Consider the following 24,617-nt stretch of genomic DNA (forward strand, 5'->3'; position numbering starts at 1 on the left):
TCATGCCAGCTCGTAGGCAGTCTCGGCGTGTTCTGCCTCGTCGATGCCGCTCTTCTCGTCCTCATCGCTGACACGCCAGCCGAGCGGCTTGAGGGCGAAGGCGATGATCGCGGTGAGCACAGCGGTGAAGGCCAGCGCGAAGAAGGCGATGACCGCCTGCACCACGAGCTGCTTGTAATCGCCACCCCAGAGGAGACCGACGTCCTTGCCCAGGAGACCGATGGCGAGGGTGCCCCACAGGCCGGCGACCAGGTGGACGCCGACGACGTCGAGCGAGTCGTCGTAGCCGAACTTGTTCTTCATGCCGATGGCGAGGGCAGCCAGAGCACCGGCGATGACACCCAGGATCAGCGAGCCGACCGGGGTCAGCGCACCACAGGCCGGGGTGATCGCGACCAGGCCGGCCACGATGCCCGACGCGGCGCCGACGCTGGTGGCGTGCTTGTCGCGGATGAGTTCGACTGCGAGCCAGCCGATGATCGCGGCGGCGGTCGCTGCGGTCGTGTTGACCCACACCTGGCCGGCGAGAAGGTCGGCACCCAGCTCGGACCCGACGTTGAAACCGAACCAGCCGAACCACAGGAGTGCCGCGCCGAGCATCACGAACGGGATGTTGTGCGGGCGGTAGGCGGTGCGACCGAAGCCGACTCGCTTGCCGATGATGAGGACCAGCACCAGCGCCGCGATACCGGCGTTGATGTGCACGACGGTGCCACCCGCGAAGTCGATCGGTGCGACATTCGCCTCACCGTCGGTGGTTCCGAACAGTTTCGCCGCGATGCTGTCCTCGCCGGCGCCGAGGAGTCCGCCACCACCGACGAGTCCGCCCCACACCATGTGGGACAGCGGGAAGTAGACGATCGTCGACCAGATGACGGTGAAGACCATCCAGGTCGAGAACTTGACGCGCTCGGCGAGCGCACCGGAGATGAGGGCGACGGTGATGACCGCGAAGGTCAGCTGGAATCCCATGAAGATGACGGCGGGCACCGACAGTCCGGCAGTGACGTACTGCTCGGTGTCTCCCTCGCCGATCGTGCTCATGAGCTGATCTGAGCCGAACAGCGCGAACGGGTTGGCGAAGAGACCGAGAATATCGCTCTCACCGGTGATGCCGTCGCTGAACGACATCGAGAAGCCCCACAGGACGTAGACGACGCTGATCGACGCCAACGCACCGAACGACATCATCATCATGTTCAGGACGGACTTGCCGCGCGCCAACCCCCCGTAGAAGAACGCGAGACCTGGGGCCATCAGCAACACAAGCGCGGCCGACACAAGCATGAATGCCGTGTTGCCCGTGTCGATCGGGCCAAACGATTCGTTTGGCAACTGAGCCAAAACCACTGTGAAAACCTCCTCAGGATGCGCCGACGGCTCGGCGCCTCCCAAGACTTTGTCGGCACTCGGTTTCGGCAGTGGTGCCTTGACGTTTCGGGCACGTAACCCGATGAACGATTTATATTTCGCTCAGGTAAAATACGAGGTTGCCTCTGAGGCCTGTCTCAGTTTCATCCCGGCACTACTGCGCCCCGGTTTGCCGATCGTGAATCGACTTCACAGCAGTGCGTCGACGAACGCCTCCGGCTCGAACGGTGCCAGATCGTCCGCGCCCTCGCCCAGACCCACCAGTTTCACCGGCACCCCGAGCTCCTTCTGGACATGGAAGACGATGCCGCCCTTGGCCGTGCCGTCGAGCTTGGTCAGCACCACGCCGGTGATGTCGACGACCTCGGCGAACACCCGCGCCTGCATCAGACCGTTCTGGCCGACGGTGGCGTCGAGCACGAGCAGCACCTCGTCGACGGGCGCCTTCTTCTCCACCACTCGCTTGACCTTGCCCAGCTCGTCCATCAGGCCGGTCTTGGTGTGCAGTCGGCCCGCGGTGTCGATCATGACGACGTCGACACCCGTGGCGATCCCGCGGTCGACCGCGTCGAATGCCACGGCGGCCGGATCGGCCTGCTCCTTGCCGCGCACGATCTCCGCTCCGACCCGCTCACCCCAGGTCTGCAGCTGATCGGCGGCGGCCGCACGGAAGGTGTCGGCGGCCCCCAGCAGTACGCGACGCCCGTCGGCGACGAGAACACGGGCCAGCTTGCCGGTGGTCGTGGTCTTTCCGGTGCCGTTGACCCCGACCACCAGCACGACGGCCGGACGCCCCGCATGCGGCAGCGCGCGGATCGACCGGTCCAGGGTCGGATCGAGCTGCTCGACGAGCACCCGTTTCAGGAGAGCCCGCGCCTCCCCCGCGTTCTTCACCGGGTTGGCGGCCAGTTCCGTACGGAGGTTCTCGACGACGGTCATGGTGGTGGCCGTACCGAGGTCGGCCATCAGCAGGGTGTCCTCGATCTCCTCCCAGCTGTCCTCGTCGAGGTCACCCGCGCCGAGCAGACCGAGCACGCTCTTGCCGATCGCACCCTGCGACCGCGACAGCCGTCCGCGCAGCTTGCCCAGACGCCCCGCAGTCGGCGCGATCTCCTCGCGCGGCGGTGCCGCCACCGCGCCCGACGCGTCGTCGGGAGTCTCGACCACCGGCTCCTCGACCACCGGCTCTTCGACCGCCGGGGCCTGGGCTGCCTCCGGCGCCGCCGTCTCGGGTTCTGCGGCCAGCGCCTCCGGCTCGGTCGTCTCCGGCTCGGTCGTCTCCGGTTGGGTCGTCTCCGGTTGGGCGGCTTCCGGTTCTGCCTCGGCCGGTTCGATCACGTCCGGGAGGGACACCTCGGTGATCCCGCGGCGATGGGAGTCACGCGGCACCGCGGCGTCGTCGCCGATCGCTGGCTGGCCGTCGACGTCGGTGCGCTCCGCCACCGGCTGGACCGGCGCTTCCGGCTTGGGCTGCGGTTCCGGCTCACGCGGTGGTTCCGGCTTGCGGGCCGGCGGTTCGGCCAGAGCCGTGTCACCGCGACTGAAGCTGAAGCCCGACCCCGCCTGGTATCCCCCGGACCGGTCGACCTGACGGGTGGTGCCGTCGACGATCTCCGGCTGCGTCGTCGTGTCGGACAGCGAGATGCGACGACGACGCGCCAGCACCAGTCCGAGCACGATCAGCGCGGCGATGACGACCACCGCGATGACGATCCCGATGATGATTCCGGTGTTCACTGGCTGGTGTCCTCCTGTTGAGCCACGGGCATGTTCACGCCGCGCATGCGCTGCGAGATGACGGTCGTGATGCCGTCCCCGCGCATGCTGACGCCGTAGAGGGCGTCGGCGATCTGCATCGTGGGCTTCTGATGTGTGATGACGATCAGCTGCGATTTCTCCCGCAGCTGCTCGAACAGCTTGATGAGTCGGCGCAGGTTGGTGTCGTCGAGCGCCGCCTCGACCTCGTCCATGACGTAGAACGGCGACGGGCGGGCGCGGAAGATCGCCACGAGCATCGCGACCGCGGTCAGGGACTTCTCCCCGCCCGACAGCAGCGACAGCCTCTTCACCTTCTTACCCGGCGGCCGGGCCTCCACCTCGATGCCGGTGGTGAGCATGTCGTTGGGCTCGGTCAGCACCAGGCGGCCCTCACCGCCGGGGAACAGCGTCTGGAAGACCTGGCCGAACTCTCGCTCGACATCGGCGTAGGCCTCGGTGAACACCTGCAGGATGCGGGCGTCCACCTCCTCGATGACGTCGAGCAGGTCCTTGCGGGCGGCCTTGATGTCCTCGAGCTGCGAGGACAGGAAGTTGTAGCGCTCCTCCAGCGCCGCGAACTCCTCGAGCGCGAGCGGGTTGACCCGGCCGAGGGTGTTGAGGTCCTTCTGCGCCTTCTTCGCGCGCGCCTCCTGGGTGGCGCGGTCGTACGGCATCGGCGCCGGGGCCACCACCTGGTCGCCGCGCGCCTTGGCCTCCTCGTACTCCTGCATCTCCAGTGCCGAGGGCGGCATCGGTACGTCGGGACCGTATTCGGCGATCAGGTCGTCGGGTGACATCGCGAACGTCTCGAGGATCTGCTCCTCGAGCTGCTCGATGCGCAGTGCCACCTGGGCGCGGGCCACCTCGTCGCGATGCACGGTGTCGCGCAACGAGTTCAGCGTGGTGGTCAGTTCACCGGCCCGCACGCGCAGCTCGTCGAGAGTCGCCGACCGCGCGATCCGGATCTCCTCGAGTTCGTCGCGACCCGCCTGCGCCGACGCGACCGCCGCCGCGAGACGTTCGGCGACCCGGGCACCGGCCCGCTCGACCGCCGCCGCGACACCCGCGGCCTGCCGGCGGATCTCGTCCTGACGACGCGCCCGTTCCCGTGCTTCCCGCTCACGCTGGGCGGCTCGACGCAACGAGTCGGCCTTCCCACGCACCGAGGCGAGACGTTCCTCGGCGGTGCGCAGTGCCAGACGGGCCTCCATCTCGGTGCCGCGGGCGATCCCGACCGCTGCCGCGGCCGTGGACCGCTCGGAGTCGTCGGCCGCCATCTCCGGTCCGGAATCCGACTCGTCGCGGGCCAGCCGCAACCGTTCCTCGAGTTCGTGCAGGGATTCCAGGGTCTCGGCGCGACCCTTTTCCAAGAGGTTGCGTTGACGCGTGAAGCGATCGGCCTCCGCACGGGCGGTGCGGATCTCGTGGCCGAGCCGGGCCATCTGCTCATAGGCGGCGCCGACACTGGAATCCGATTCGTGCAGCGCGGCGAGCGCTTCCTCCGCCGCTTCGCGGCGTTCGCGCTGTTCGGTGAGAGCACCGTCGAGTGCCGCCTCCAGCTCTTCGACGCGGCGGCGGGTGGCGGCGAGTTCCTCGGTCGCGGCGTCGATGGCCGACTGCACCTCGAGCGTCGACGGGCGACGCGACGAGCCACCCTCGATCGACGCGGGGCCGATGCGGTCGCCGGCGTGGGTGACCACGCGCACGCCGTGGCGACGGGCGATCTCGAGTCCCTGGGCCGGATCGTCGACGACGACGGTGTCGGCGAGGACGGTGTCGATCGCGTTGCGGATCTCCGGCCCGCAGGTCACCGCCGAAGCCGCCCACCGCACACCGTCGGGCAGTGCGACGTCTCGTGGTCGGACGGATTCGGTGAGGCCACCGCAGATCAGCGCGGCCCGTCCCCCGTCGCCGGATTTGAGGGCCTCGAGCGCACGGATGGCCGCCATGCCGTCAACGGTGACGATGCCGTCGACCGCGGGGCCGAGGGCGCCGGCGATCGCGGTCTCGAAACCGGGCTCGACGGTGAGCAGTTCCGACATCGGTCCGAGTAACCCGTCGGGCGCGTTGTCGAGCAGCCAGGCACCGCCGTCGTTGCGCTCGAGACCCATGGCGAGGGCTTCCACGCGCGCCGACAGCGAGGCGATGGACTGCTCGGCTTCGCGGTGCTCGGCCTGCAGGGTCGCGACGCGTTCGTTGGACAGGTTCAGCGCGGCGACGCACCGTTCGTGGTGTTCGTCGAGGGCCTGCTCGGAGGATTCCAGCTGCGCGAGTTCACTGGCCGCCGAATCTTGTTGTGAGGCAGCATTTTCCGCACGCTCGGTGGCGTGGGCGATGGCAGCGGTCAAGCGGTCGGCCTCGGCGTCGACCGATTCCGACCGCGTCCGCAGGTTGTCGACCTGGCCCTCCAGACGGGCCAGACCCTCCCGACGGTCGGCGATGGCCTGGACGGCGGCCAGGTGTGCCGCTTCCGCGGCCTCGGCGATCGATTCGCGCTCGCGGAGCACCTCGCGTGCCGTCTCGAGCTGTTCGGCGGCGATCTCGACGCCCTCGGTCAGTTCGGCCTCGAGTTCGGCGGCTTCGAGGGCCTGTTCCTCGAGTTCCTCGGGATCGGGTCCGGTGGCCTCGGTGGCGGTCTCGCTGAGGTAGCGGCTGCGTTCGGCGGCGACCCGGCGGGTCGCGTCGACGCGTTCGGCCAGCGCCGACAGCCGGAACCAGGCGCGGCTCGCCGCCGCGGCGGCCGGGGTGACCTCGGCGAGATGCTGTTCGTGTTCGGTGACCTGCGCGTTGGCCTCGTCGAGTTGCTCGGCCACCTCGTCCTGGCGGCGCCGGACCTCGTCCTCGACGGCGGCGTGTTCGGCCATCTCGGCTCGGCGGATCACCAGGTCGTCGGCGGCGAGGCGCAGCCGGGCGTCGCGGAGATCGGCCTGCACGGTCTGCGCCCGGCGGGCGACCTCGGCCTGTCGGCCGAGCGGCTTGAGCTGACGCCGTAGCTCGGCGGTGAGGTCGGTGAGGCGCGCCAGGTTGGCCTGCATCGCGTCGAGCTTGCGGACCGCTTTTTCCTTGCGTTTGCGGTGTTTGAGGACGCCTGCGGCCTCCTCGATGAACGCGCGACGGTCCTCGGGACGCGACTCCAGGATCGCCGACAGGCGGCCCTGGCCGACGATGACGTGCATCTCGCGGCCGATACCGGAGTCGGAGAGCAGTTCCTGCACGTCCATGAGGCGGCAGGTGCTGCCGTTGATCTCGTACTCGCCGGCGCCGTCGCGGAACATGCGGCGGGTGATCGAGACCTCGGAGTATTCGATGGGCAGCGCACCGTCGGCGTTGTCGATGGTGAGCGTGACCTCCGCACGTCCCAGCGGCGGACGTCCGGAGGTGCCGGCGAAGATCACGTCCTGCATCTTCCCGCCGCGCAGCGCCTTGGCGCCTTGTTCGCCCATGACCCAGGTCAGGGCGTCGACGACGTTGGACTTACCCGAGCCGTTGGGACCGACGACGCACGTGATACCCGGCTCGAAGCGCAGGGTCGTCGCCGAGGCGAACGACTTGAAGCCCTTCAGGGTCAGGCTTTTGAGGTGCACGACGGTACAGAGTACTCACCATCGCGATGCGTTTCGGGCAACGCTCACCGTTCAGCGCTCACCGTTCGAGGAAGCCGGTCAGGTCTCCGCGTGCCGACTCGAGACTGTCGACGACCAGATCCACCCGGCCCGGGGTCTCTCCGGACCGGAGCGCGTCGAGCAACGCCGCCACTGTGTCGCGGGGCCCCTCGGCCACGACGTGCACCCGTCCGTCGGCCTGATTGGACGCGTAGCCGACCAGACCGAGTTCTAGGGCCCGCGACCGCGTCCACCATCGGAAGCCCACACCCTGGACGTGGCCGTGCACGAACGCCGACAGTCGGACCCGGTCGGTCGTCATGGTGTCAGTCCGTCTCGATCTTCAGGTCGACCTCGGCGCCGGCCTTGATGGTGCGGCCGACCGTGCACACCGCGTCGATGGCGCGCTCGACGACGACGAGCAGGCGCTGCGCGGCATCGGGGTCGAGTTCGGAGAGGTCGACCTCGAGGATCTCGGAGATCCGCGGGTACACCTCGTTCTCACGGTCGGCGTCACCGCTGACGCGGATCGTCGCGTCGTAGTCGTCGCCGAGGCGGCGCGAAAGCGGACGGTCCGACGACATGCCGGTGCACGCCGCGAGCGCGATCTTGAGCAGTTCGCCCGGGGTGAAGACCCCGTCGACGTCCTGCGAACCGATTTTCACCTCGGCACCCCGTGAACTGCGCCCCGTGTAGAGCCGGGTCCCGGTGCGCTCGACCCAGAGGTCGGTGTGCGCGGGCTCCGCGGTCGCGGCCGGGGCGGCGGTGTTCTGTTCGATCGTCATGCTGGGATGAGTCCTCTCAGGCGGCGGGGCGGCGCTGACACCGCTGACCATTGTAAGAGCCGTGGATCATGGAAGATTCCCTGCAGGCACGAGTAGGAGACCGTCGCTACCGCCTTCGGCATGGTTCGCAGAACGGGACACACTACCGTGACCCGCCGGCCGGTGACCCCGATGTGGGCGCCCTGCAGCATCGGTGACTGCGGACCGTCCATCGACCCGCCAACCCGGGCTCGGGTTCCTGGCGACGCCGGACACGACAGGCACCGAGGTTGGTGATCGTGATTGCACGAACACGAGGAGCTGCGGCTCGTCACTCTGCAGTGACCGACCGCCAGCATGGTCGACGACATGGCCAGACTGTCGGAAGGCAGCCCGCCCGACAACGACGACACAGCAAGTCCCTCGAGTCCATACGCGTTAAGTGAGTACTCGACGCACCTCGACTGGCCCTGGATCTTTGACGCCCGACGTATCTTACGGGCCCGGGGCGATCACGACGGGCGCAGCGACCTGTTGCTGTACCTGGTTGTATACGTCCACGCCGAGCTCAGGCGCGACCCACAGCGACAACGCAACGGCGAAATCCACGCGATTTCCGGACAGTCCGCCAGCCTGTTCCTTGCAGTGCACCGTGAGGTCTATGGTGTTTCCCACTCCCACGCCAATCGCTCGGTTTACCTCCCAGACGGCGTGCTGCAGCGTTCCGCGCTTCGAACGTTCGCTGTTGACGTCGATCGCTACACCGAGTTCGGTGAAGCCCGTCGGCTTTGAAAAATCGAGCGCAGCTTGCCTGTACTGTCGGTGCAGCCAGTTCACCGGCGACATCCAGGCGAGAGTCGCGGTTACTCGTTTCAATCCGAGTTGTTCCAAACCGTTTGGTAGCGGGAAAGACAAAGTCACCTGTTCATTTGCGGCGATATTTCCGACGAATAGGACGCTGGCCTCGTGTGACTCGCATCCGTCTGCGAGCGTCCGGACCGATGCACCATAGCCGTGGGCATATGGACGCAACCCTTCGTCTACCCGGAGACCATCCGGAACACGGGTCGAATGCGCGACGATAGCCTTTGTTGCGACAGCAATTTCGGAGCGCGTCAAAGCTCGATCCGCGATACCGAGGATCGTGTCGACGACTCGCGCCGCCTCCCGAGCGACCATCGCTGAGGCCGGACTGGTGCCCATTGTGAAAGCTTCATCTGCACCGCCCGGCGCCGCGACTCTGACACCAGGACCCAGGGCGCTCTGGGGCGCAGGACGGAGTTCAGTCTCACTAGCCATCATCGGGGTCTGGAACAAGGCTCGACCGCCCGGTGCGAGCAGATCGGGCTTTACTGACCGGCGGAGTCCCGGGCCTAAGGCGCTCAGAGGATTGACGATGAGCTGACCATCGGCTGGGTCAAACCGGTACCCACCACTCATGGATCCCGCTCCGTCTACGTTCAACGCTCCGGCAGTAAGGGCGTTGATAGATTCCGCTGGCGAGAGCAAACTGCGACGCGGAATCGTGTTAGCGACAACAGCGTTGACGGAATCGGCACGATCACTGCCGCTCCGCCCAGTCAGCATCTCAACTCCAGAAGGGACCGGAAGTGAACGGTGGTTCCCTGCAGAGACCACGACGACCACACCATATTCCGCTGACAGCCAGTCGATGGTCCTCGCCCAGGACGAAATAATGCCGTCGAACGGAGATGACGGATCGCCCACAGACAAGTTCAATACAACGATCGATGAACCAACAGGGTCAACGCTTTCGGTTCCTTCGAACAGTTCACGGAACACCCTGCGCATAAGATCCGGTACAAGGTCGTTGTTTCGGATCTCCTCGAACTTGTCCACTGTGTCGTCCGCCGGGGTAAGGATGGGACGGACCAGCACCGGCCTAGCCGCTGGGGGCTCGCTGGCTGAGAGGTCGCCCCACACGCACACAGACGTCATCGCCGTCCCGTGACGACGTAGGTGGGTTTCAGACGCTGTACTTGCTGCTAGATCATCCGGATCATGGACTATGACCCGCCCGGCGAGCCGAGGATGATTAGCTGCAGGGACGCCGTCCAGCACGCACAGGACGGGTTCACCTTCCGGGGGCGCACCGTGAGTCGCGGCTCCCCCGGGCACTCCATCGGAGAAGGAGTACGACTGGCCCGTGGCCCTCATGTACATCACGTGGCTCGATTTCACGGCCATGACCGCATCTACATCGCCGTCCGCCAAGCGCTGGAGCAGTTCGAGCGGTACTAGACACTTCATGCCGTGATACCCGATTTCGTCGACCCGCGCGACTGCAAGTACTTCGCCACCGCTTCGTTCGACGAGAGCCGCGACTTCGTCCTGAGCCTTCTTGCGCATTGCCTCGGAGCGTCGGTACCACAATTCAATTTCAATCGAGTGGTCCCCGGGCAGCATTCCCGACAGGGCCTGAGCAAGCTCGCTAGTTCGGAGCCTGTCCTGAGGCCCCCAGGGTCTCACATCCCGCAAGTGAGCAAAGATGTCTCGGAGAGGCGCGTAGCCACGGCCAACTTCTCCGGTGCGACTCCATCGCCGCCACTGTCCCAGGATGTTGTCTCGGGACTGCTCGGTGATACAGACTGCGTGCAAGCACCCTGTGACCGGCAAATTCTTATTGACAGTCCTTCTTGGAAAGTTGGGGTCCGCCTCGAAGCTCTCTTCGGTCTCTGTCAGGACTTCCAAACCAGCGAGTTCAGCCACTCTCGATAATTCAGCACGCTCATCGATTGCTTCAAACACGACTACTAACTGCGGGTCGGTCGCCCCAAGTGACTGTGTGAGGGTCACCTGTTCTGTGAACGCGTCGTCAAGATCGCGGAATCGACCCCCTAACCTCTCCCCCTGAGCGCTGTGAGAGGGCACATCTACGGTCGGCTGCCCCCCGTTTGGAGCTCTGTATGGAACAGGGGCCTTCAAGGCACCCCATAACACGGGCCGTTCAATCGGACCGTCAGCCATCGGTGTCCGGCCGCGCTCGGTTCACCCATGCCTTCAGCACACCTTCGGTCACCGAGGCGGGATCGCTGTCGAAACCGCCGAGGATCTGGCGGCGCTGCACGTCAGTTGCGAAGTCCTCCAGTTCTGCGTAGCTCACATCCCGTAGACGGTCTGCGATCGTCCGCTCTGTCTTCCCAAATACGACGCCTGTACGGGTAGACCACGCTCTAAGCCATTCGATCTTTCCAGAACGACTTGCGCTCGGAAGGGACAACCGAATCTGCATCCGCCGCCACACCGCACGATCAAGCAGCTCAGCATGGTTGGTCGCTGCGATCACGATGACGTGACTGGGCAATCTGTCGACCTGCAGCAGCAACGAGCTGACGACGCGTTTGATTTCGCCAGTCTCATGGGTGTCGCCTCGTTCCTTTGCGACCGCATCAAACTCATCGAAGAAGAGCACACACGGGCGCGTACGTACCGCTGAAAAAAGTGCGTCAAGTCTGGACGCAGTCTCGCCCAGGAACGATCCGATCAGCCCTTCGTAGCGGACTGTCAGCAGTGGGACCGCGATTTCAGACGCGATCGCCTCGGCTAGCGTCGTCTTGCCACTTCCGGGCGGTCCTTCGAGGAGAACCCTATGCCGTGGCTCGACACCGTGACTCCTTAGCAGATCGCGCCGGTGGTGCTCCTCGACAAGTCCATTCGCGGACTGGCGCACTAGTGACGGCAGGACTAGGTCAGTGAGACGCCGCATGGGCTCGATCTCGTGGAACAGACCGGCAGATTCCTGGGGTCGGGACAGCGGCGAGACCGTCGCCCCTGACGCCCTTCTTTTAGTCAGGGCGTCACTTAGTTGCGACGCTAAGACCTTGTGCTTCTTAGCATTTTCCTCAGCGATGAGAGCCTCCGCGGCACGACGAAAGGCCAGTTCGTCCCCACCAGCGCCGGATCGGACCAACGCGAGAAGTAGGTCTGCACGCGCCATTCACGTTCCTCTCGTCGCTGACGATTCTCGCAGACCTATCCGTCACTTGGACTCGGCACGCCAGATCGGATCACCACGAACCATCGAGCTCGACCGGTGTTAGACGTGCCGAAGTCTAGTCGGTCACCACCACCGCCTTCGACACCCCGCTGAGGATCGGCCGGCGTCCCCACTATGGAGGTAATGGCCCCTCGAGGTGCGGGATTCGTGTCGGCGAGGGTCTCGTTACGCGCGTCTAGCGTGATTGGCGACGCTGGCACCGCGGACAATAGTACGAGCTGCGGTTCATGAACGATTCCCGTCGCATGATCGCCCCGCAGCGACGGCACGGCTGCCCTTCGCGCCCATAGGCGTTGAGCGACCGTTCGAAGTACCCCGACTGACCGTTGACGTTCACGTACAGGGCGTCGAAGGACGTGCCCCCCACCTCCACCGCTTCGCTCATCACCGCAGTGGCCGCGTCGATCAGTTCGAGGATCTTCTTTCGCGAGATCGTCTCGGCGATGCGTGCACCGTGCAGCCGGGCGCGCCACAGCGCCTCGTCGGCGTAGATGTTGCCGACGCCGGAGATGACGGTCTGGTCGAGCAGGACCCGCTTGATCTCGGAGTGCTTGGCGCGCATACGCGTTACGACGGCCGCCGCGTCGAAAGCCGGATCGAACGGGTCGGGAGCGATGTGCGCCACCGACACCGGGATGTCATCCACATAGTCGTCGAGGTGCCAGCCGCCGAAGGTGCGCTGGTCGACGAACCGCAGTTCGTTGTCGTCGTCGAGGTGTGCGCGGATGCGGAGATGGGTGTGGTCGGGCGCCCCGTCGCGGGCGATCAGCATCTGCCCGCTCATGCCGAGATGCACGACGAGAGCGGCACGGTCGGTGTCGTCGGCGACGTCGATCCACATGTACTTGCCGCGACGCCGCACTCCGGTGACGTGTTTGCCCGCGAGGCGACCGATGAGGTCGGGCTCGCCGCCGAGGTGGCGGCGGGCCGCACGCGGATGCAGCACCTCGACCGCGGTCACGGTCCGTCCGGTCAGATGCTTCTCGAGACCCATGCGGACGGTCTCGACCTCGGGCAGTTCAGGCATGAAGAGTTGTTGTCACGACGCTGTTGTCACGACGACGCTTCGGCGCGTTCGGTGAGCGCCTTCCACGCGTGGGCCGCCGCCTGCTGCTCGGCCTCTTTCTTGGTGCGTCCGACGCCCTCGCCGAGGTTCTCCCCCGCGATCATCGCGATCGCGGTGAACTCTTTGTTGTGATCCGGGCCGGTGGACGAGATCTGGTACTGCGGTGGGCCATAGCCGCGTTCGGAGCTCAGCTCCTGCAGCGAGGTCTTCCAGTCCAGACCGGCGCCGAGCTGTCCGGCCTTCTCGATGCGTTCGTCGAAGAGGCGCAGGATGATCCGCTGCGAGGTCTCCAGGCCGTGGCTGAGAAACACCGCGCCGAACAGGGATTCGAGACCGTCGGCGAGGATCGAGTCCTTGTCTCGACCGCCCGTCATCTCCTCGCCACGGCCGAGATACAGGTACTTGCCCAGGCCACCCTCGTCGCCGAGACCGCGTGCCACGTCGGCGAGCGCGTGCATGTTGACCACGCTCGCACGGATCTTCGCGAGTTCACCCTCGGGACGGTCGGGGAAATGCAGGTACAGGCGCTCGGTGATCACCACGCCCAGGACGGAGTCACCGAGGAACTCGAGGCGCTCGTTGGTCGGCAGACCGCCGTGCTCGTAGGCGTACGAGCGGTGCGTGAGCGCCAGCGTCAGAAGGTCTTCGGGGATGTCGGTGTCGAGTGCGGCGAGCAGCGCCCGCCGACCCTCCTCACGTGTGCTTTCAGTCACGACTTTCCTGGTCGTCCGGGTTCCCGTCTTCTGCGAGTTCGGAGAACTTGTTCTCGAGACCGGCCCAGCGGGGATCGATCAGTTCGTGCGCATGGCCCGGTTCGGCGACCGCGAGACGGATGCCACACACCTGGCACAGTCCCGGGCAGTCCTCCGAGCACAGCGGGGACATCGGCAGTTCCAGCGCGACCGCGTCGATGATCGACTGCTCGAGGTCGATGCGGTCGTCGACGATGCGATGCACGTCGTCTTCCTCGGTGGTCTGCTCGGTCACACTGTCGGGGTACGCGAAGAGCTCGGTCAGGAAGACAGTCACCGTGCCGTCGATCGGTTCGATGCAGCGCGAACACTGACCGGCGGTCTCACCGCACGCGGTGCCGGTCACCAGGATTCCCTCGCTCACCGACTCGAGCCGGAGGTCGAGATCGACATCCGAGCCGGCCGGGATGCCGATCATCTCGACCCCGAGCTTGTCGGGGGTCGTGACCGTCCGGTGCACCTCGGACATGGTGCCCGGGCGCCGACCCAGCGGCCGGACGTCGAGGACGAAGGGATCGCGACGCGACGCCGAATCGGGACCGTGCGACGCTTCTGATGTCACAGCATGATCAGACACAAACTGCACCATACGCTCGCGATCGCGAATCATCGACTGACGCCACGGTATGCGCCGGATCGGCCGTCGGGCAGGTCACACCGCCAGCGGGGATCCCTGGTCGCGGTCGTAGGAGTTGCGGGTCGCTTCGTCGACGCTGCGGGGGTATTCGACGTAGTCGTGCATGCCCGCACCGGTGCGCAGCTGGTGACGTCCACGGTTCACCGAACGCAGTGTGCCGGTGAGGATCTCCTCGAACTGGGCCAGCTTCTCGTCCACGTACACGTCGCAGTCGCCGCGCAGGCGATCCGCCTCCGCGTGGGCCGCGTCGATGATGCGTTCGGCCTCGGACTTGGCCGCACCGACGACCTCGGTCTCCGACACCAGGCGCTGCTGCTCGGCGATGCCGTCGGCCACCGACTTGTCGTAGGTGTTGTTCGCCGCATCGACGGTGCGCTGCGCCTCGGCGCGGGCGCGACCGGTGACGGCCTCGAACTCGCGGGCGGCACTGGTCTGCAGCCGGCGCGCCTCCTCGGTGGCGTCCTCGACGAGCGAGTGCGAGTGCGAGCTCGCCTCGTCGACCATGCGGTCGGCCTGCGCCTTGGCCTCGGACAGGATGCGGTCGGCCTCGGCGCGGGCGTGCGCCAGCACGGCCTCGGACTCGGAGTCGGCCTTGGCCACCGTCGTCTCGGCGTGCTCGCGCGCATCGCCGATGAGGGTGTCGCGCTGATCGAGGACGTCCTGCGCGTCGTCGAGTTCGCCCGGGATGGAGTCCTTGATGTCGTCGAGGAGTTCGAGCACGTCACCGCGCGGCACGACACAGCCCGCGGTCATCGGCACACTCCGCGCCTCCTCGACAATCGCCACGAGTTCGTCGAGAGCCTCAAATACCCGGTACACAGCCACCCCAATCCGGCGCTTGCCTGTTTGCAACAGTTGGTGAATCTGTGACTATTGTGCCGAATGTTGCGCCTGTGATTAGTGAAGCGCGTGGGGTGTGTCGCAATTCCCGCAGGTGGGTCCTAGACGGAACGCTCCCCGGTGAGCTTCGCGGTCAGGTTCTTGTGGATGTGCGGCGACAGGAAGGGCGTGACGTCACCGCCGAGCTTGGCCACCTCTTTGACGAGCGAGCTGGACACATGCGCGAACCGGGGGTCGGTGAGCAGAAAGACCGTCTCGACGTCGGCGAGTGCGCGGTTCATCTGGGCCATCGGGACCTCGTAGTCGAAGTCGACCGCCGAACGCAGGCCCTTGACGATGGTGTGGATCGACTCCTGCTTCAGATAGTCGACGAGAAGGCCTTCCCAGCGATCGACCCGCACGCCGGGCAGATCCGCGCAGTCCTCCTCGATGAGCGCGATCCGCTCGTCGACACCGAACATGCCTCGCTTGTTCGGATTGACCACCACGGTGATGACCACCTCGTCGAAACACGCCGCGGCGCGTTCGACCACATAGCGGTGGCCGAGGGTGAAGGGATCGAAGGAACCGGGACACACTGCCGTCGTCATGGCCTGAACTTACCGTCCGGCCCCACACATCAGGCGCGTCAGGAGCCGATGAACTCCCCGACCTCGACGCGGGTGTCACCGTAGTTCTTGTCGACGACGACCTCGAAGTCGCGGGGCCAGATGTCACCGGTCGAGCGCGCCGAGCGCTCCACCACCACCAGCGCGCCGTCGGCGAGCCGGGACGCGGCCAGCTTGGTCAGATCCTCGGACAGTGCGGCCGCATCGACCGCGTACGGCGGGTCGGAGAACACGAGGTCGTATCTCCGCTCGGGCGGCGAGGACAGGTAGGCGGACACCGGTCGTGTCAGTACGGTGGCCGACGAGGCGATCCCGCAGGCCTTCACATTCGCGCCGATGACGGTGGCGGCCTTCCGTGCGGAATCGACGAACGTCGCGCCGGCCGCACCACGCGAGACCGCCTCGATGCCGAGGGCCCCGGACCCGGCGTACAGATCGAGGACCCAGAGCCCGCCGAGATCGAATCGGGCGTCGAGCATGTTGAAGACCGACTCCCGCACACGGTCGGAAGTGGGACGAGTTCCCTCGTCCGGAACGCGGAGCCGTCGACCCCGTAGCTCGCCCGCGATGATCCTCGTCATGGGGCCATTCTGCTCCCCCGGGAACCCCCGAATCGACGCGTGGGTGACACTCTTGTGACCCACTTCACATTGCATGTCTGAACAGGTAGAAGGTAGGGGTTCGATGAGGCAATTTCCGCTGGTGGGTGACTTCCCGGATACCCGTTGTTAACGTCGAGAGCGTTATGAGCCCTTCACAAGCAGGAACGGCCCCAACAACTGTCCTCACCGTCGACTATCGGATGCCGACTGTCGCCGACGGTACCCGCCTCTGGGAAATCGCCTCGGACTCAAAGGTTCTCGACGTCAACTCGTCGTACTCCTACGTCTTGTGGTGCCACGACTTCGCCGACACCTCGATCGTCGCCGAAGTAGACGGCCGTCCGGTCGGCTTCGTCACCGGATATCGCCGCCAGAGCGACCCCTCCACACTCATGGTGTGGCAGGTCGCCGTGGACGATTTGATGCGTGGACACGGCGTCGCCGGGTCCATGCTGCACCACCTGTTCGATCGTGCGAACCGCCACGGAATGGTGGCGATGCACACCACGATCAGTCCCGACAACATCCCGTCGCAGCGACTGTTCGAGTCGGTCGCGAAGGCCCGCGGTCTCCGCTTCGAGCGCCGTGACCTGTTCGCCGCCAACACTTTTCCGGACTCGCACGAGCCCGAGGACCTCTACATGCTCGAACCGGAGATCCCCGAGCCCTGAGCGCTCGCGCGTGATCCCGGCACACCCGTGTCGAGGGTTGTAAGTCCGATCACCATCGAAATACGCAGTGCCCCAACGTCGTTGGCACTAGTCAGAAAAAGTTGCCGACAACCGGCATAAATTTCCGAGTTCTGGGTACACGCGGTCGTCGAACCGCACCGGAACTCCTGCGCTCACATAGCTGTAGCGCGGTTATACCAAGAAGAAGGAAGCAGGTCATGCAACTTCTCGACACCACCCCTGTTCTCGACAAGACTTTCGACGACTCTGTGTTCACCACGCACGAGTCCGAGGTCCGCAGCTACTGCCGCAACTGGCCGGCGGTCTTCACCACCGCCAAGGGCTCCTACATCACCGACCAGAACGGTCGGGAGTACCTGGACTTCTTCGCCGGCGCAGGTTCGCTGAACTACGGCCACAACAACGACGAGCTCAAGAAAGCTCTGATCGAGTACATCCAGTCCGACGGCATCACCCATGGACTGGACATGGCCACCGTCGCCAAGGGCAACTTCATCGAGAAGTTCACCAAGCACATTCTCGAGCCCCGCGGACTCGACTACAAGATCCAGTTCCCCGGACCGACGGGCACCAATGCCGTCGAGTCGGCACTCAAGCTGGCCCGCAAGGTGACCGGGCGCGAGTCGATCATCAGCTTCACCAACGCCTTCCACGGCATGACGCTGGGCTCGCTGTCGGTGACCGGCAACTCGATGAAGCGTGCCGGCGCCGGCATCCCCCTGGTCCATGCGACCCCGATGCCGTTCGACAACTACTTCGGCGGCGTCATGGAAGACTTCGCCTGGTTCGAGCGCGTCCTCGACGACTCGGGCAGTGGCCTCAACCGCCCCGCCGCAGTCATCGTCGAGACCGTGCAGGGCGAGGGCGGCGTCAACGTCGCACGCGCCGAATGGCTGCGCGCCCTGGCCGACCTGTGTGAGCGCCGCGACATCCTGCTCATCGTCGACGACGTCCAGATGGGTTGCGGCCGCACCGGCGACTTCTTCTCCTTCGAGGAAGCCGGCATCAAGCCCGACATCGTCACCCTGTCGAAGTCGATCAGCGGCTACGGTCTGCCGTTAGCCCTGACGCTGTTCAAGCCGGAGCTCGACGTCTGGACCCCCGGGGAGCACAACGGAACCTTCCGCGGCAACAACCCCGCGTTCGTCACCGCCGCCAAGGCCATCGAGGCCTACTGGTCCGACGACACCCTGAGCCGTGACATCCACGCGAAGGGTGAGCGCATCCACGAGGTCTTCTCCGACCTCTGCAACCGCTACGAGGGAATCTCGACGCGCGGTCGCGGCATGGTCCGCGGCCTGGCGTTCGAGGACCACACGGCAGCAGGCAAGGTCTGCGCGCTGGCCTTCGGCGCAGGTTTGCTGGCCGAGACGTCGGGTCCGTCCGACGAGGTCGTCAAGCTGCTCCCGCCGCTGACCATCTCGCGCGAGGACCTCGACCGCGGCCTGTCCATCCTTTCCGACGCAGTCAAGGAGGTGATCGGATGATCGTCCGAACCACCGAAGAGATCACCGGAACCGAGCGTGACGTGGCCGACGGCCACTGGCGCTCCAAGCGAATCGTCCTCGGCGGCGACGGTGTGGGGTTCTCGTTCCACGAGACCACCATCGAAGCCGGCAGCGTCAACGAGTTCCACTACGCCAACCACATCGAGGCCGTCTGGCTCGTCGAGGGCACCGGCACCCTGCTCAACCGGGAGACCGGTGAGACCCATCCCCTGGCCCCCGGCACGATGTATCTGCTGGACGGCCACGAACGCCACACGGTCACCGCCGACACGCAGATGCGCATGCTGTGCGTGTTCAATCCCCCGGTGGTCGGCACCGAGGTCCACGACGAGAACGGCGTGTACCCCCTGGTCGCCGTCCCGCAGCCGACCGGCAAGCATGCCGAGGATGCCATCGAGGAGACCGCGGCCTCCTGATCGGCCCCCTGAGAAGACCCACCAGGATCGCCACTTCCGGTGACAATCGCTAGCTATCAGCGGTTGTCGCCGGGAGTGGCGATTCTTCTGCCTTCTGCGCCCAGAAGTCCAGCACCGCGTCAACGGTCTGGCCCGGCTGCTCGAGAGCCGGGATCACCCGGGCCTCCCGGATGGTGACCTCACGGGCATCGAGCATGGTGGCCGCGACCTCGCGGGCCTCCTCGGGTGTCCACTCGCCGCGGTCGTCGGTCGTCACGAACAGCACCGGACAGGTGATCCGCGCAGCCGCCCACGTGAGGTCCGTGCGGTTCAGAATGGCTGTGCGGATGGCCGGGATCATCGACCGCCCGGAAGCCCGGAGTCCGCGCCGCAACACCGCGATCGCCTCCGGATCGTCGCTGCGTGTCCGGTCGGTGAACAGCGTGGTCGAGATCGCCGACCACACCGGGCCTCGCGCACCGATGACGCGGTACATCGGCAACAGGAGTCCGATCCGGCGCCGCAGTGCCCGGTCGATCGGACGGGTCGGCGCACTCATCGCGACCAGTGTGTTGATCCGCTCCGGCTCGACGGCGGCCAGATGCATGCCGACGTGACCGCCCCACGCGTTGCCCACCCAGTCGACGGCCTCGGCACCGCACACATCCCCCACCGTCGCGATGATCTCCCGCGCGGCATCCGCACACGCCTCGATGTCGGCGGCGGCGGCTGACTTCTCGCTCGCACCGCACCACGGGGCGTCGACGATGAACAGCCGTCGTCGGCCCGCGAGCCCGGGAACGATCCGATCCCAGCTACCCGAATCGACGAACATGCTGTGCCACAGGACCGCCGGCGGCCCCTCGCCGACGTCGCGAACGCGTATGCGCCCCAAACGCGTCGGTACATCGAATTCGGTCATGGCCGCTCCCGCCCGTGGTGGTCACCCGGAGCGGGTCACCCATAATTGGCATTACACCGTGTATTTCGAATTATGTCTAGACTGATCCCCGTGGTCAGGTCCTACTCGTCGGCTTTACGAATGACACGCGCCCGCGAGAATCGCGCCCTGGTCATCGACACCGCCACCACCATGTTCTGCCAGGAAGGCTGGGTGACGACGACGATGGCCGCCGTCGCGGCCCGCGCCGGGCTGACACGGCCCACCGTCTACCGGCAGTTCGCCGACAAACTCGACCTGCTCGACGCGTGCATCGTCTCGGCACTGCGCCGCGACGAGACCGTTCCGGTCCGCGAGACCACTGAATACCAGGCGATGGGACACGGCGATCGAGCCACACGCATCCGGGCTGCCGCGAGCTGGCTCAGTGCCGCGCACCTCCGGTCGGCCGCCATCCAGCACGTTCTCGACCAGGCCGCGGTCACCGACGACGACGCGGCGATCCTGCGGGACCAGCGTGAACAGACCCGCTGGGCCGAGGTGCGCTGGGCGCTCACGCTGATCCTCGGAGAAGAGCCGGCCGACGAGCACGTGGACTCGATGTGGATGCTCGCCTCGCGCACCGCCTGGCTCCGCCTCGTCGGAGATCGGGGGTGGACCCCCGACCGGTGGGAACGATGGTTTGTCGCGCAGACCACCGCGGCGCTGGACCAGGTCGACGCGGTCTGAGTCGCGCCTATCCTGGGCAGGGTGCGCACTCGTCTTCAGCTCGGCCACGCCCCGGCCGACCACACACCTCTCGACGACGACGTCGCCGAGCGTATCGATCTCGCGTCGGACATCCTGGCCGGCCGCCGAACCGCGGTCCTGACCGGCGCCGGCATCTCCACCGACTCGGGCATCCCCGACTACCGCAGCCCGGGGTCGCCGCCGCGCACGCCGATGACCCTGGAGATGTTCCTGTCCTCCCCCGAGTTCCGGCGGCACTACTGGGCACGCAACCACGTCGGCTGGCGCCACATGGACGCCGCCCTCCCCAACCCGGCACACCTCGCACTCACCGGCCTGCAGGACCAGGGCCGGGTGTCCGCGGTGATCACCCAGAACGTCGACATGCTGCACACCAAGGCCGGGACGAGGGGCGTGCTGGAGCTGCACGGCTGCTACGGCCGCGTGCGCTGCCTGCGGTGTGACTGGCGGATCTCCCGGCACCGTCTCGCGCAACAGCTCGAGGAGATCAACACCGGATTCGCCGAACGCGTGGCTGGGCGTGGGGCCATCGAGGTGGCGCCAGACGCCGACGCGATGCTCGCCGACACCACGGACTTCCGGATGATCGACTGCCCGCACTGCGGCGGCATCCTCAAACCCGACATCGTCTACTTCGGCGAGACGGTTCCCAAACCTCTTGTCGAGCAATCATTCTCGGCGGTTGACGAGGCGGATGCCCTACTCGTGGTCGGATCGTCGCTGACGGTCATGTCGGGCCTTCGGTTCGCTCGGAGGGCGCATCGCGCCGGCAAACCGTTGATCATCGTCAATCGCGGCCACACCCGCGCCGACGAGCTGGCATCGCTCAAGATCGACCACCGGGCCGGGGTGGTGCTACCGGCGCTCGCGAACCGCTAGGTCCGCGAGCGGGCAACGCTCAGCGCGAGACGACGACGAGGTCGTCGGCGTGCACCACGGGACGCTGCAGTTCGGGCGGGAGTTCGTCGGTCTGACGGCCGATCATCGACGTGATGTCGTCGAAGTCATAGGATGCCACCCCGCGCGCCTTCACGACGCCCCGCTGGTCCACCAGCTCGACGACGTCGCCGTCGAAGAACCGGCCCTCGACGCCGACCACGCCGGCTGCGAGAAGCGAACGGCGCCTGCGGGATACGGCTGCCACCGCACCGTCGTCGAGGACGATCCTCCCCCGCGCGTCGGCGGCGTGACGCACCCAGAAGCGACGTGCGGACAACCGCTCCTCGCGGGCAGCGAACACCGTGCCCACCGAGGCATCGGCCAGCGCCTGCGCGGCGGACGACGCGGCGGCGAGCAGAACCGGGACACCGGCGTCCGCGGACAGACGGGCCGCGGCGAGCTTCGAGGCCATCCCGCCGGTGCCGAGCGCTCCCCCGGATCCGGCGATGACGCCGTCGAGGTCCTCGGGCCCGTTCACCTCAGGGATCAGACGCGCCCGCCGACCGTCCACGCCGACCTTGCGCGGGTCGCCGTCGTACAGGCCGTCGACGTCGGAGAGGAGCACCAGGGCGTCCGCCCCGCTGAGGTGGGCGACGAGCGCGGCGAGCCGGTCGTTGTCGCCGAACCGGATCTCGTTGGTCGCGACCGTGTCGTTCTCGTTGACCACGGCAACCGCACCGAGCGACCGCAGACGGTCAAGTGTGCGTTGGGCATTGGCGTGATGCGAGCGGTTCGAGATGTCGTCGGCGGTCAGCAGGACCTGCCCGACGGTGCGACCGTACCGAGCGAAGGAAGTACCCCATGCGTGCGCCAGGGCGAGCTGTCCGACGCTGGCCGCGGCCTGCTTGGTGGCGAGGTCGGTCGGACGCTTCTTGAGACCGAGCGGGGCGATGCCCGCGCCGATCGCACCCGACGACACGACGATGACGTCGGAGCCGGCGCGCATCCGCGCCTCGAGCGCGTCCGCCAGGGCGTCGAGCCGGTCCCGGTCGAGTCCCTCGGCCAGGTCGGTCAGCGCCGACGAGCCGATCTTCACCACCACGCTGCGCGCGTGCGCGATCTGTTCCCGCACGCCGCGCACCTCGATGCCGACCTCCGCGGTCACGACTGGTCCTGCTCTCCGTCCTCGATGGGCAGTCCGCGCCGCAACCGGCGGGCCTGCTTGCGTTCGGCGGCACCCACACGGTCGTTGCGGTCGAGTCGGATGTCGGTGCCACGCCCGGTGACCGGGACGTCGTCGCCCATGGGCGTGCTCGGCTCCCAGTCGAAGGTGACCGCACCGATGGTGACCGGGGCGCCGGGTTCGGCACCCATCTTCACCAGTTCGTCCTCGACGCCGAGGCGGTTGAGACGATCGGCCAGGTAACCGACGGCCTCGTCGTTGTCGAACTGCGTCTGGGCGATCCAGCGCTCCGGCCGCGTGCCGTAGACGATGAAGCCGCCCTCGATCTCGGGGTCGCGGACGATGGTGAAACCGGTGTCGTCGACGGCCTTCGGACGGATGATCGCCCGGCGAGGTGTCTTGGCGGGCTGGGCTTCCCGGTACTCGCGGACCATCTTCGCCAGCGCGAAGGTCAGTTCCCGCAGACCCTCGTGGGCCACTGCCGAGATCCGGAACACGGGCCAACCGCGTTCGGCGAGTTCGGGTTCCACGAGATCGGCGAGTTCGGCGGCGTCGGGGACGTCCACCTTGTTGAGGATCACCACACGCGGCCGCTCGGCCAGGTCACCGAGACCGTGATCGGCGTCGAGTGCCGGCTTGTAGGCGGCGAGTTCGGCTTCGAGGGCGTCGATGTCGGACACCGGGTCGCGTCCGGGCTCGAGGGTCGCGCAGTCGACGACGTGCGCGAGGACAGCACACCGCTCGAGATGGCGCAGGAACTCCAGGCCGAGACCACGACCGGTCGAGGCGCCCGGGATCAGACCCGGCACATCGGCGATGGTGAACACGTCACCGGCGGTCTGGACCACACCGAGGTTCGGCACGAGCGTGGTGAACGGGTAGTCGGCGATCTTCGGCTTGGCCGCCGACAGCACCGAGACCAGCGACGACTTGCCCGCCGACGGGAAGCCGACGAGGCCGACGTCGGCCACCGACTTCAGCTCGAGGACGAGCGAACGCTGCTGGCCCTCCTCACCCAGGAGTGCGAACCCGGGAGCCTTACGGGCTTTCGACGCGAGCGAGGCGTTGCCGAGACCACCGCGGCCACCCTGAGCGGCTTCGAAGGTCGTACCGGTGCCGACGAGGTCGGCGAGGATCGTGCCGTTCTCGTCGAGGACGACCGTACCGTCGGGCACGTTGAGGACCAGGTCCTCACCCATGGCACCGTCGCGGTTGTCACCGGCGCCGGGCTTGCCGTTGCCCGCCTTGGCATGCGGACGGAAGTGGAAATCGAGCAGGGTGTGCACCTGCGGGTCGACGACGAGTCGCACCGACCCGCCGTTACCGCCGTTGCCGCCGTCCGGGCCGCCGAGAGGTTTGAACTTCTCCCGGTGAACCGAGGCGCAACCGTGGCCACCGTTGCCCGCCGCGACGTGAATGGTCACGCGGTCGACGAACCGTGACATCGAATCCTTCTTCCGTCAAAAAAGAACAGAGCGGGCCGGGTACGTGATGACCCTGCCCGCCCTGCGAAAAGGCTTGTCGTGCCGGAGTGCTCGGGTCAGACCTGAGCGGTTTCCGGGACGATGTTGACCGTCTTGCGGCCACGCTTGCTGCCGAACTCCACCGCGCCCGCGGCGAGCGCGAACAGGGTGTCGTCGCCACCGCGACCGACGTTCACGCCGGGGTGGAACTTGGTGCCACGCTGACGAACGAGGATCTCTCCTGCGCTCACCTGCTGGCCACCGAAGCGCTTCACGCCGAGTCGCTGGGCATTGGAATCGCGACCGTTGCGGGAGCTGGATGCGCCCTTCTTATGTGCCATGTGTCAGTCCTCCTGAGGTCTTCGCGAAGCTTGTCGAACTACTTGATGCCGGTGACCTTCAGGACCGTCAGCTTCTGACGGTGACCCTGGCGCTTGTGGTAGCCGGTCTTGTTCTTGAACTTGTGAATGCGGATCTTGGGGCCCTTGACGTGCTCCACGACCTCGCCGGTGACCGAGATCTTGGCCAGCTTGTCGGCGTCGGTGGTCAGGTTCGATCCGTCGACGACAAGCGCGACCGGCAGGCTCACCGTGGCGCCGATCTCTCCGTCGATCTTCTCGACCTTGACAATGTCGCCCTCAGCGACCTTGTACTGCTTACCGCCGGTCTTGACGATCGCGTACGTTGCCATCGAAGTTCTTCCTCTTACTCGTCTGGTCGGGCCCTTCGCCAGCGCCGAGGCGCTCTCGAAGGCGTTCGTTGTGTGCATGCCGGTGCGGGCCGCAGTCGACCCAGTCAGCTGACCGGGAGTGGCTGTAGATCACACCA

General features: G+C 66.5%; 23 protein-coding genes. 5 read left to right on the forward strand and 18 right to left on the reverse strand.

Annotated elements, in window-relative coordinates:
* From GOALK_RS06075 to rsmD, 13 genes are all read right to left on the reverse strand, one after another.
* Complete coding sequence (locus GOALK_RS06075; RefSeq protein ID WP_006357922.1) at window positions 1-1,350, reverse strand: ammonium transporter; 1,350 nt, start codon at window positions 1,348-1,350, stop codon at window positions 1-3.
* 210 nt (window positions 1,351-1,560) lie between these two features.
* The gene (ftsY, locus tag GOALK_RS06080) at window positions 1,561-3,108 is read right to left on the reverse strand and encodes a signal recognition particle-docking protein FtsY (protein ID WP_006357923.1); all 1,548 of its coding nucleotides are present in this window, start codon (window positions 3,106-3,108) and stop codon (window positions 1,561-1,563) included.
* Entirely contained in the window at window positions 3,105-6,713 is a 3,609-nt protein-coding gene (gene smc, locus GOALK_RS06085) for a chromosome segregation protein SMC (RefSeq protein ID WP_006357924.1), read from the reverse strand. Before smc ends, ftsY begins: the two co-directional genes overlap by 4 nt.
* Window positions 6,714-6,771: 58 nt before the next feature.
* Window positions 6,772-7,053 (reverse strand): acylphosphatase, encoded by a 282-nt coding sequence (locus GOALK_RS06090; protein ID WP_006357925.1) that lies wholly within the window; start codon window positions 7,051-7,053, stop codon window positions 6,772-6,774.
* Between the two features lie 4 nt (window positions 7,054-7,057).
* A complete protein-coding gene (locus GOALK_RS06095) occupies window positions 7,058-7,516 on the reverse strand; it encodes an OsmC family protein (RefSeq protein ID WP_035754092.1) in 459 nt (152 codons plus the stop codon).
* A gap of 474 nt (window positions 7,517-7,990) precedes the next feature.
* Entirely contained in the window at window positions 7,991-10,483 is a 2,493-nt protein-coding gene (locus GOALK_RS24630) for a S8 family peptidase (RefSeq protein ID WP_081474322.1), read from the reverse strand.
* Window positions 10,476-11,453: an AAA family ATPase gene (locus GOALK_RS06110; protein WP_006357929.1), complete on the reverse strand. Its 978-nt coding sequence runs from the start codon at window positions 11,451-11,453 to the stop codon at window positions 10,476-10,478. Before GOALK_RS06110 ends, GOALK_RS24630 begins: the two co-directional genes overlap by 8 nt.
* A gap of 235 nt (window positions 11,454-11,688) precedes the next feature.
* Complete coding sequence (gene mutM, locus GOALK_RS06115) at window positions 11,689-12,540, reverse strand: bifunctional DNA-formamidopyrimidine glycosylase/DNA-(apurinic or apyrimidinic site) lyase (RefSeq protein WP_006357930.1); 852 nt, start codon at window positions 12,538-12,540, stop codon at window positions 11,689-11,691.
* A gap of 26 nt (window positions 12,541-12,566) precedes the next feature.
* Entirely contained in the window at window positions 12,567-13,292 is a 726-nt protein-coding gene (gene rnc, locus GOALK_RS06120) for a ribonuclease III (protein ID WP_006357931.1), read from the reverse strand.
* Entirely contained in the window at window positions 13,285-13,941 is a 657-nt protein-coding gene (locus GOALK_RS06125; RefSeq protein ID WP_006357932.1) for a YceD family protein, read from the reverse strand. Before GOALK_RS06125 ends, rnc begins: the two co-directional genes overlap by 8 nt.
* A gap of 42 nt (window positions 13,942-13,983) precedes the next feature.
* Window positions 13,984-14,787: a DivIVA domain-containing protein gene (locus GOALK_RS06130; RefSeq protein ID WP_006357933.1), complete on the reverse strand. Its 804-nt coding sequence runs from the start codon at window positions 14,785-14,787 to the stop codon at window positions 13,984-13,986.
* 122 nt (window positions 14,788-14,909) lie between these two features.
* The gene (gene coaD / locus GOALK_RS06135) at window positions 14,910-15,398 is read right to left on the reverse strand and encodes a pantetheine-phosphate adenylyltransferase (RefSeq protein ID WP_006357934.1); all 489 of its coding nucleotides are present in this window, start codon (window positions 15,396-15,398) and stop codon (window positions 14,910-14,912) included.
* 38 nt (window positions 15,399-15,436) lie between these two features.
* Window positions 15,437-15,997 carry a 16S rRNA (guanine(966)-N(2))-methyltransferase RsmD gene (gene rsmD, locus GOALK_RS06140; RefSeq protein WP_006357935.1) on the reverse strand — a complete coding sequence of 187 codons (561 nt, stop codon included), beginning with the start codon at window positions 15,995-15,997 and terminating at the stop codon, window positions 15,437-15,439.
* Window positions 15,998-16,161: 164 nt separating this feature from the next.
* Between rsmD and ectA the strand changes: the two genes are divergently transcribed.
* From ectA to GOALK_RS06155, 3 genes are all read left to right on the forward strand, one after another.
* Window positions 16,162-16,689, forward strand: a complete 528-nt coding sequence (ectA, locus tag GOALK_RS06145; RefSeq protein WP_040004039.1) for a diaminobutyrate acetyltransferase — start codon at window positions 16,162-16,164, stop codon at window positions 16,687-16,689.
* A 218-nt stretch (window positions 16,690-16,907) separates the two neighbouring features.
* Window positions 16,908-18,197: a diaminobutyrate--2-oxoglutarate transaminase gene (gene ectB, locus GOALK_RS06150; RefSeq protein WP_006357937.1), complete on the forward strand. Its 1,290-nt coding sequence runs from the start codon at window positions 16,908-16,910 to the stop codon at window positions 18,195-18,197.
* Window positions 18,194-18,634: an ectoine synthase gene (locus GOALK_RS06155; protein ID WP_006357938.1), complete on the forward strand. Its 441-nt coding sequence runs from the start codon at window positions 18,194-18,196 to the stop codon at window positions 18,632-18,634. The genes ectB and GOALK_RS06155 overlap by 4 nt, the downstream gene beginning before the upstream one ends.
* 49 nt (window positions 18,635-18,683) lie before the next feature.
* On the opposite strand, the gene GOALK_RS06160 is transcribed toward GOALK_RS06155, so the two are convergent.
* On the reverse strand, window positions 18,684-19,535 hold the full coding sequence (locus tag GOALK_RS06160) for an alpha/beta fold hydrolase (protein WP_006357939.1): 852 nt from the start codon (window positions 19,533-19,535) through the stop codon (window positions 18,684-18,686).
* 120 nt (window positions 19,536-19,655) lie between these two features.
* Between GOALK_RS06160 and GOALK_RS06165 the strand changes: the two genes are divergently transcribed.
* A complete protein-coding gene (locus GOALK_RS06165; RefSeq protein WP_006357940.1) occupies window positions 19,656-20,243 on the forward strand; it encodes a TetR/AcrR family transcriptional regulator in 588 nt (195 codons plus the stop codon).
* Window positions 20,244-20,264: 21 nt separating this feature from the next.
* Window positions 20,265-21,143 (forward strand): Sir2 family NAD-dependent protein deacetylase, encoded by an 879-nt coding sequence (locus GOALK_RS06170; RefSeq protein ID WP_006357941.1) that lies wholly within the window; start codon window positions 20,265-20,267, stop codon window positions 21,141-21,143.
* Window positions 21,144-21,162: 19 nt separating this feature from the next.
* On the opposite strand, the gene proB is transcribed toward GOALK_RS06170, so the two are convergent.
* The 4 genes from proB to rplU form a co-directional block, all read right to left on the reverse strand.
* A complete protein-coding gene (gene proB / locus GOALK_RS06175) occupies window positions 21,163-22,308 on the reverse strand; it encodes a glutamate 5-kinase (protein ID WP_006357942.1) in 1,146 nt (381 codons plus the stop codon).
* Window positions 22,305-23,771, reverse strand: coding sequence for a GTPase ObgE (gene obgE / locus GOALK_RS06180; protein WP_006357943.1), 1,467 nt, complete (start codon window positions 23,769-23,771; stop codon window positions 22,305-22,307). The genes proB and obgE overlap by 4 nt, the downstream gene beginning before the upstream one ends.
* A 95-nt stretch (window positions 23,772-23,866) precedes the next feature.
* Window positions 23,867-24,130 (reverse strand): 50S ribosomal protein L27, encoded by a 264-nt coding sequence (gene rpmA / locus GOALK_RS06185; RefSeq protein ID WP_005198946.1) that lies wholly within the window; start codon window positions 24,128-24,130, stop codon window positions 23,867-23,869.
* A gap of 38 nt (window positions 24,131-24,168) precedes the next feature.
* A complete protein-coding gene (gene rplU / locus GOALK_RS06190; RefSeq protein ID WP_006357944.1) occupies window positions 24,169-24,480 on the reverse strand; it encodes a 50S ribosomal protein L21 in 312 nt (103 codons plus the stop codon).
* Window positions 24,481-24,617: the final 137 nt, after the last annotated feature.

This window comes from Gordonia alkanivorans NBRC 16433 (assembly GCF_000225505.1).
Classification (GTDB): Bacteria; Actinomycetota; Actinomycetes; order Mycobacteriales; family Mycobacteriaceae; genus Gordonia; species Gordonia alkanivorans.

Coding starts and splice junctions, on each gene's coding strand:
- GOALK_RS06090 (WP_006357925.1), bottom strand. CDS start 7,053: ATGACGACCGACCGGGTCCGACTGTCGGCGTTCGTGCACGGCCACGTC.
- GOALK_RS06095 (WP_035754092.1), bottom strand. CDS start 7,516: ATGACGATCGAACAGAACACCGCCGCCCCGGCCGCGACCGCGGAGCCC.
- GOALK_RS24630 (WP_081474322.1), bottom strand. CDS start 10,483: ATGGCTGACGGTCCGATTGAACGGCCCGTGTTATGGGGTGCCTTGAAG.
- GOALK_RS06110 (WP_006357929.1), bottom strand. CDS start 11,453: ATGGCGCGTGCAGACCTACTTCTCGCGTTGGTCCGATCCGGCGCTGGT.
- mutM (WP_006357930.1), bottom strand. CDS start 12,540: ATGCCTGAACTGCCCGAGGTCGAGACCGTCCGCATGGGTCTCGAGAAG.
- GOALK_RS06125 (WP_006357932.1), bottom strand. CDS start 13,941: ATGATTCGCGATCGCGAGCGTATGGTGCAGTTTGTGTCTGATCATGCT.
- coaD (WP_006357934.1), bottom strand. CDS start 15,398: ATGACGACGGCAGTGTGTCCCGGTTCCTTCGATCCCTTCACCCTCGGC.
- rsmD (WP_006357935.1), bottom strand. CDS start 15,997: ATGACGAGGATCATCGCGGGCGAGCTACGGGGTCGACGGCTCCGCGTT.
- ectA (WP_040004039.1), top strand. CDS start 16,162: ATGAGCCCTTCACAAGCAGGAACGGCCCCAACAACTGTCCTCACCGTC.
- ectB (WP_006357937.1), top strand. CDS start 16,908: ATGCAACTTCTCGACACCACCCCTGTTCTCGACAAGACTTTCGACGAC.
- GOALK_RS06155 (WP_006357938.1), top strand. CDS start 18,194: ATGATCGTCCGAACCACCGAAGAGATCACCGGAACCGAGCGTGACGTG.
- GOALK_RS06160 (WP_006357939.1), bottom strand. CDS start 19,535: ATGACCGAATTCGATGTACCGACGCGTTTGGGGCGCATACGCGTTCGC.
- GOALK_RS06165 (WP_006357940.1), top strand. CDS start 19,656: ATGACACGCGCCCGCGAGAATCGCGCCCTGGTCATCGACACCGCCACC.
- obgE (WP_006357943.1), bottom strand. CDS start 23,771: ATGTCACGGTTCGTCGACCGCGTGACCATTCACGTCGCGGCGGGCAAC.
- rpmA (WP_005198946.1), bottom strand. CDS start 24,130: ATGGCACATAAGAAGGGCGCATCCAGCTCCCGCAACGGTCGCGATTCC.
- rplU (WP_006357944.1), bottom strand. CDS start 24,480: ATGGCAACGTACGCGATCGTCAAGACCGGCGGTAAGCAGTACAAGGTC.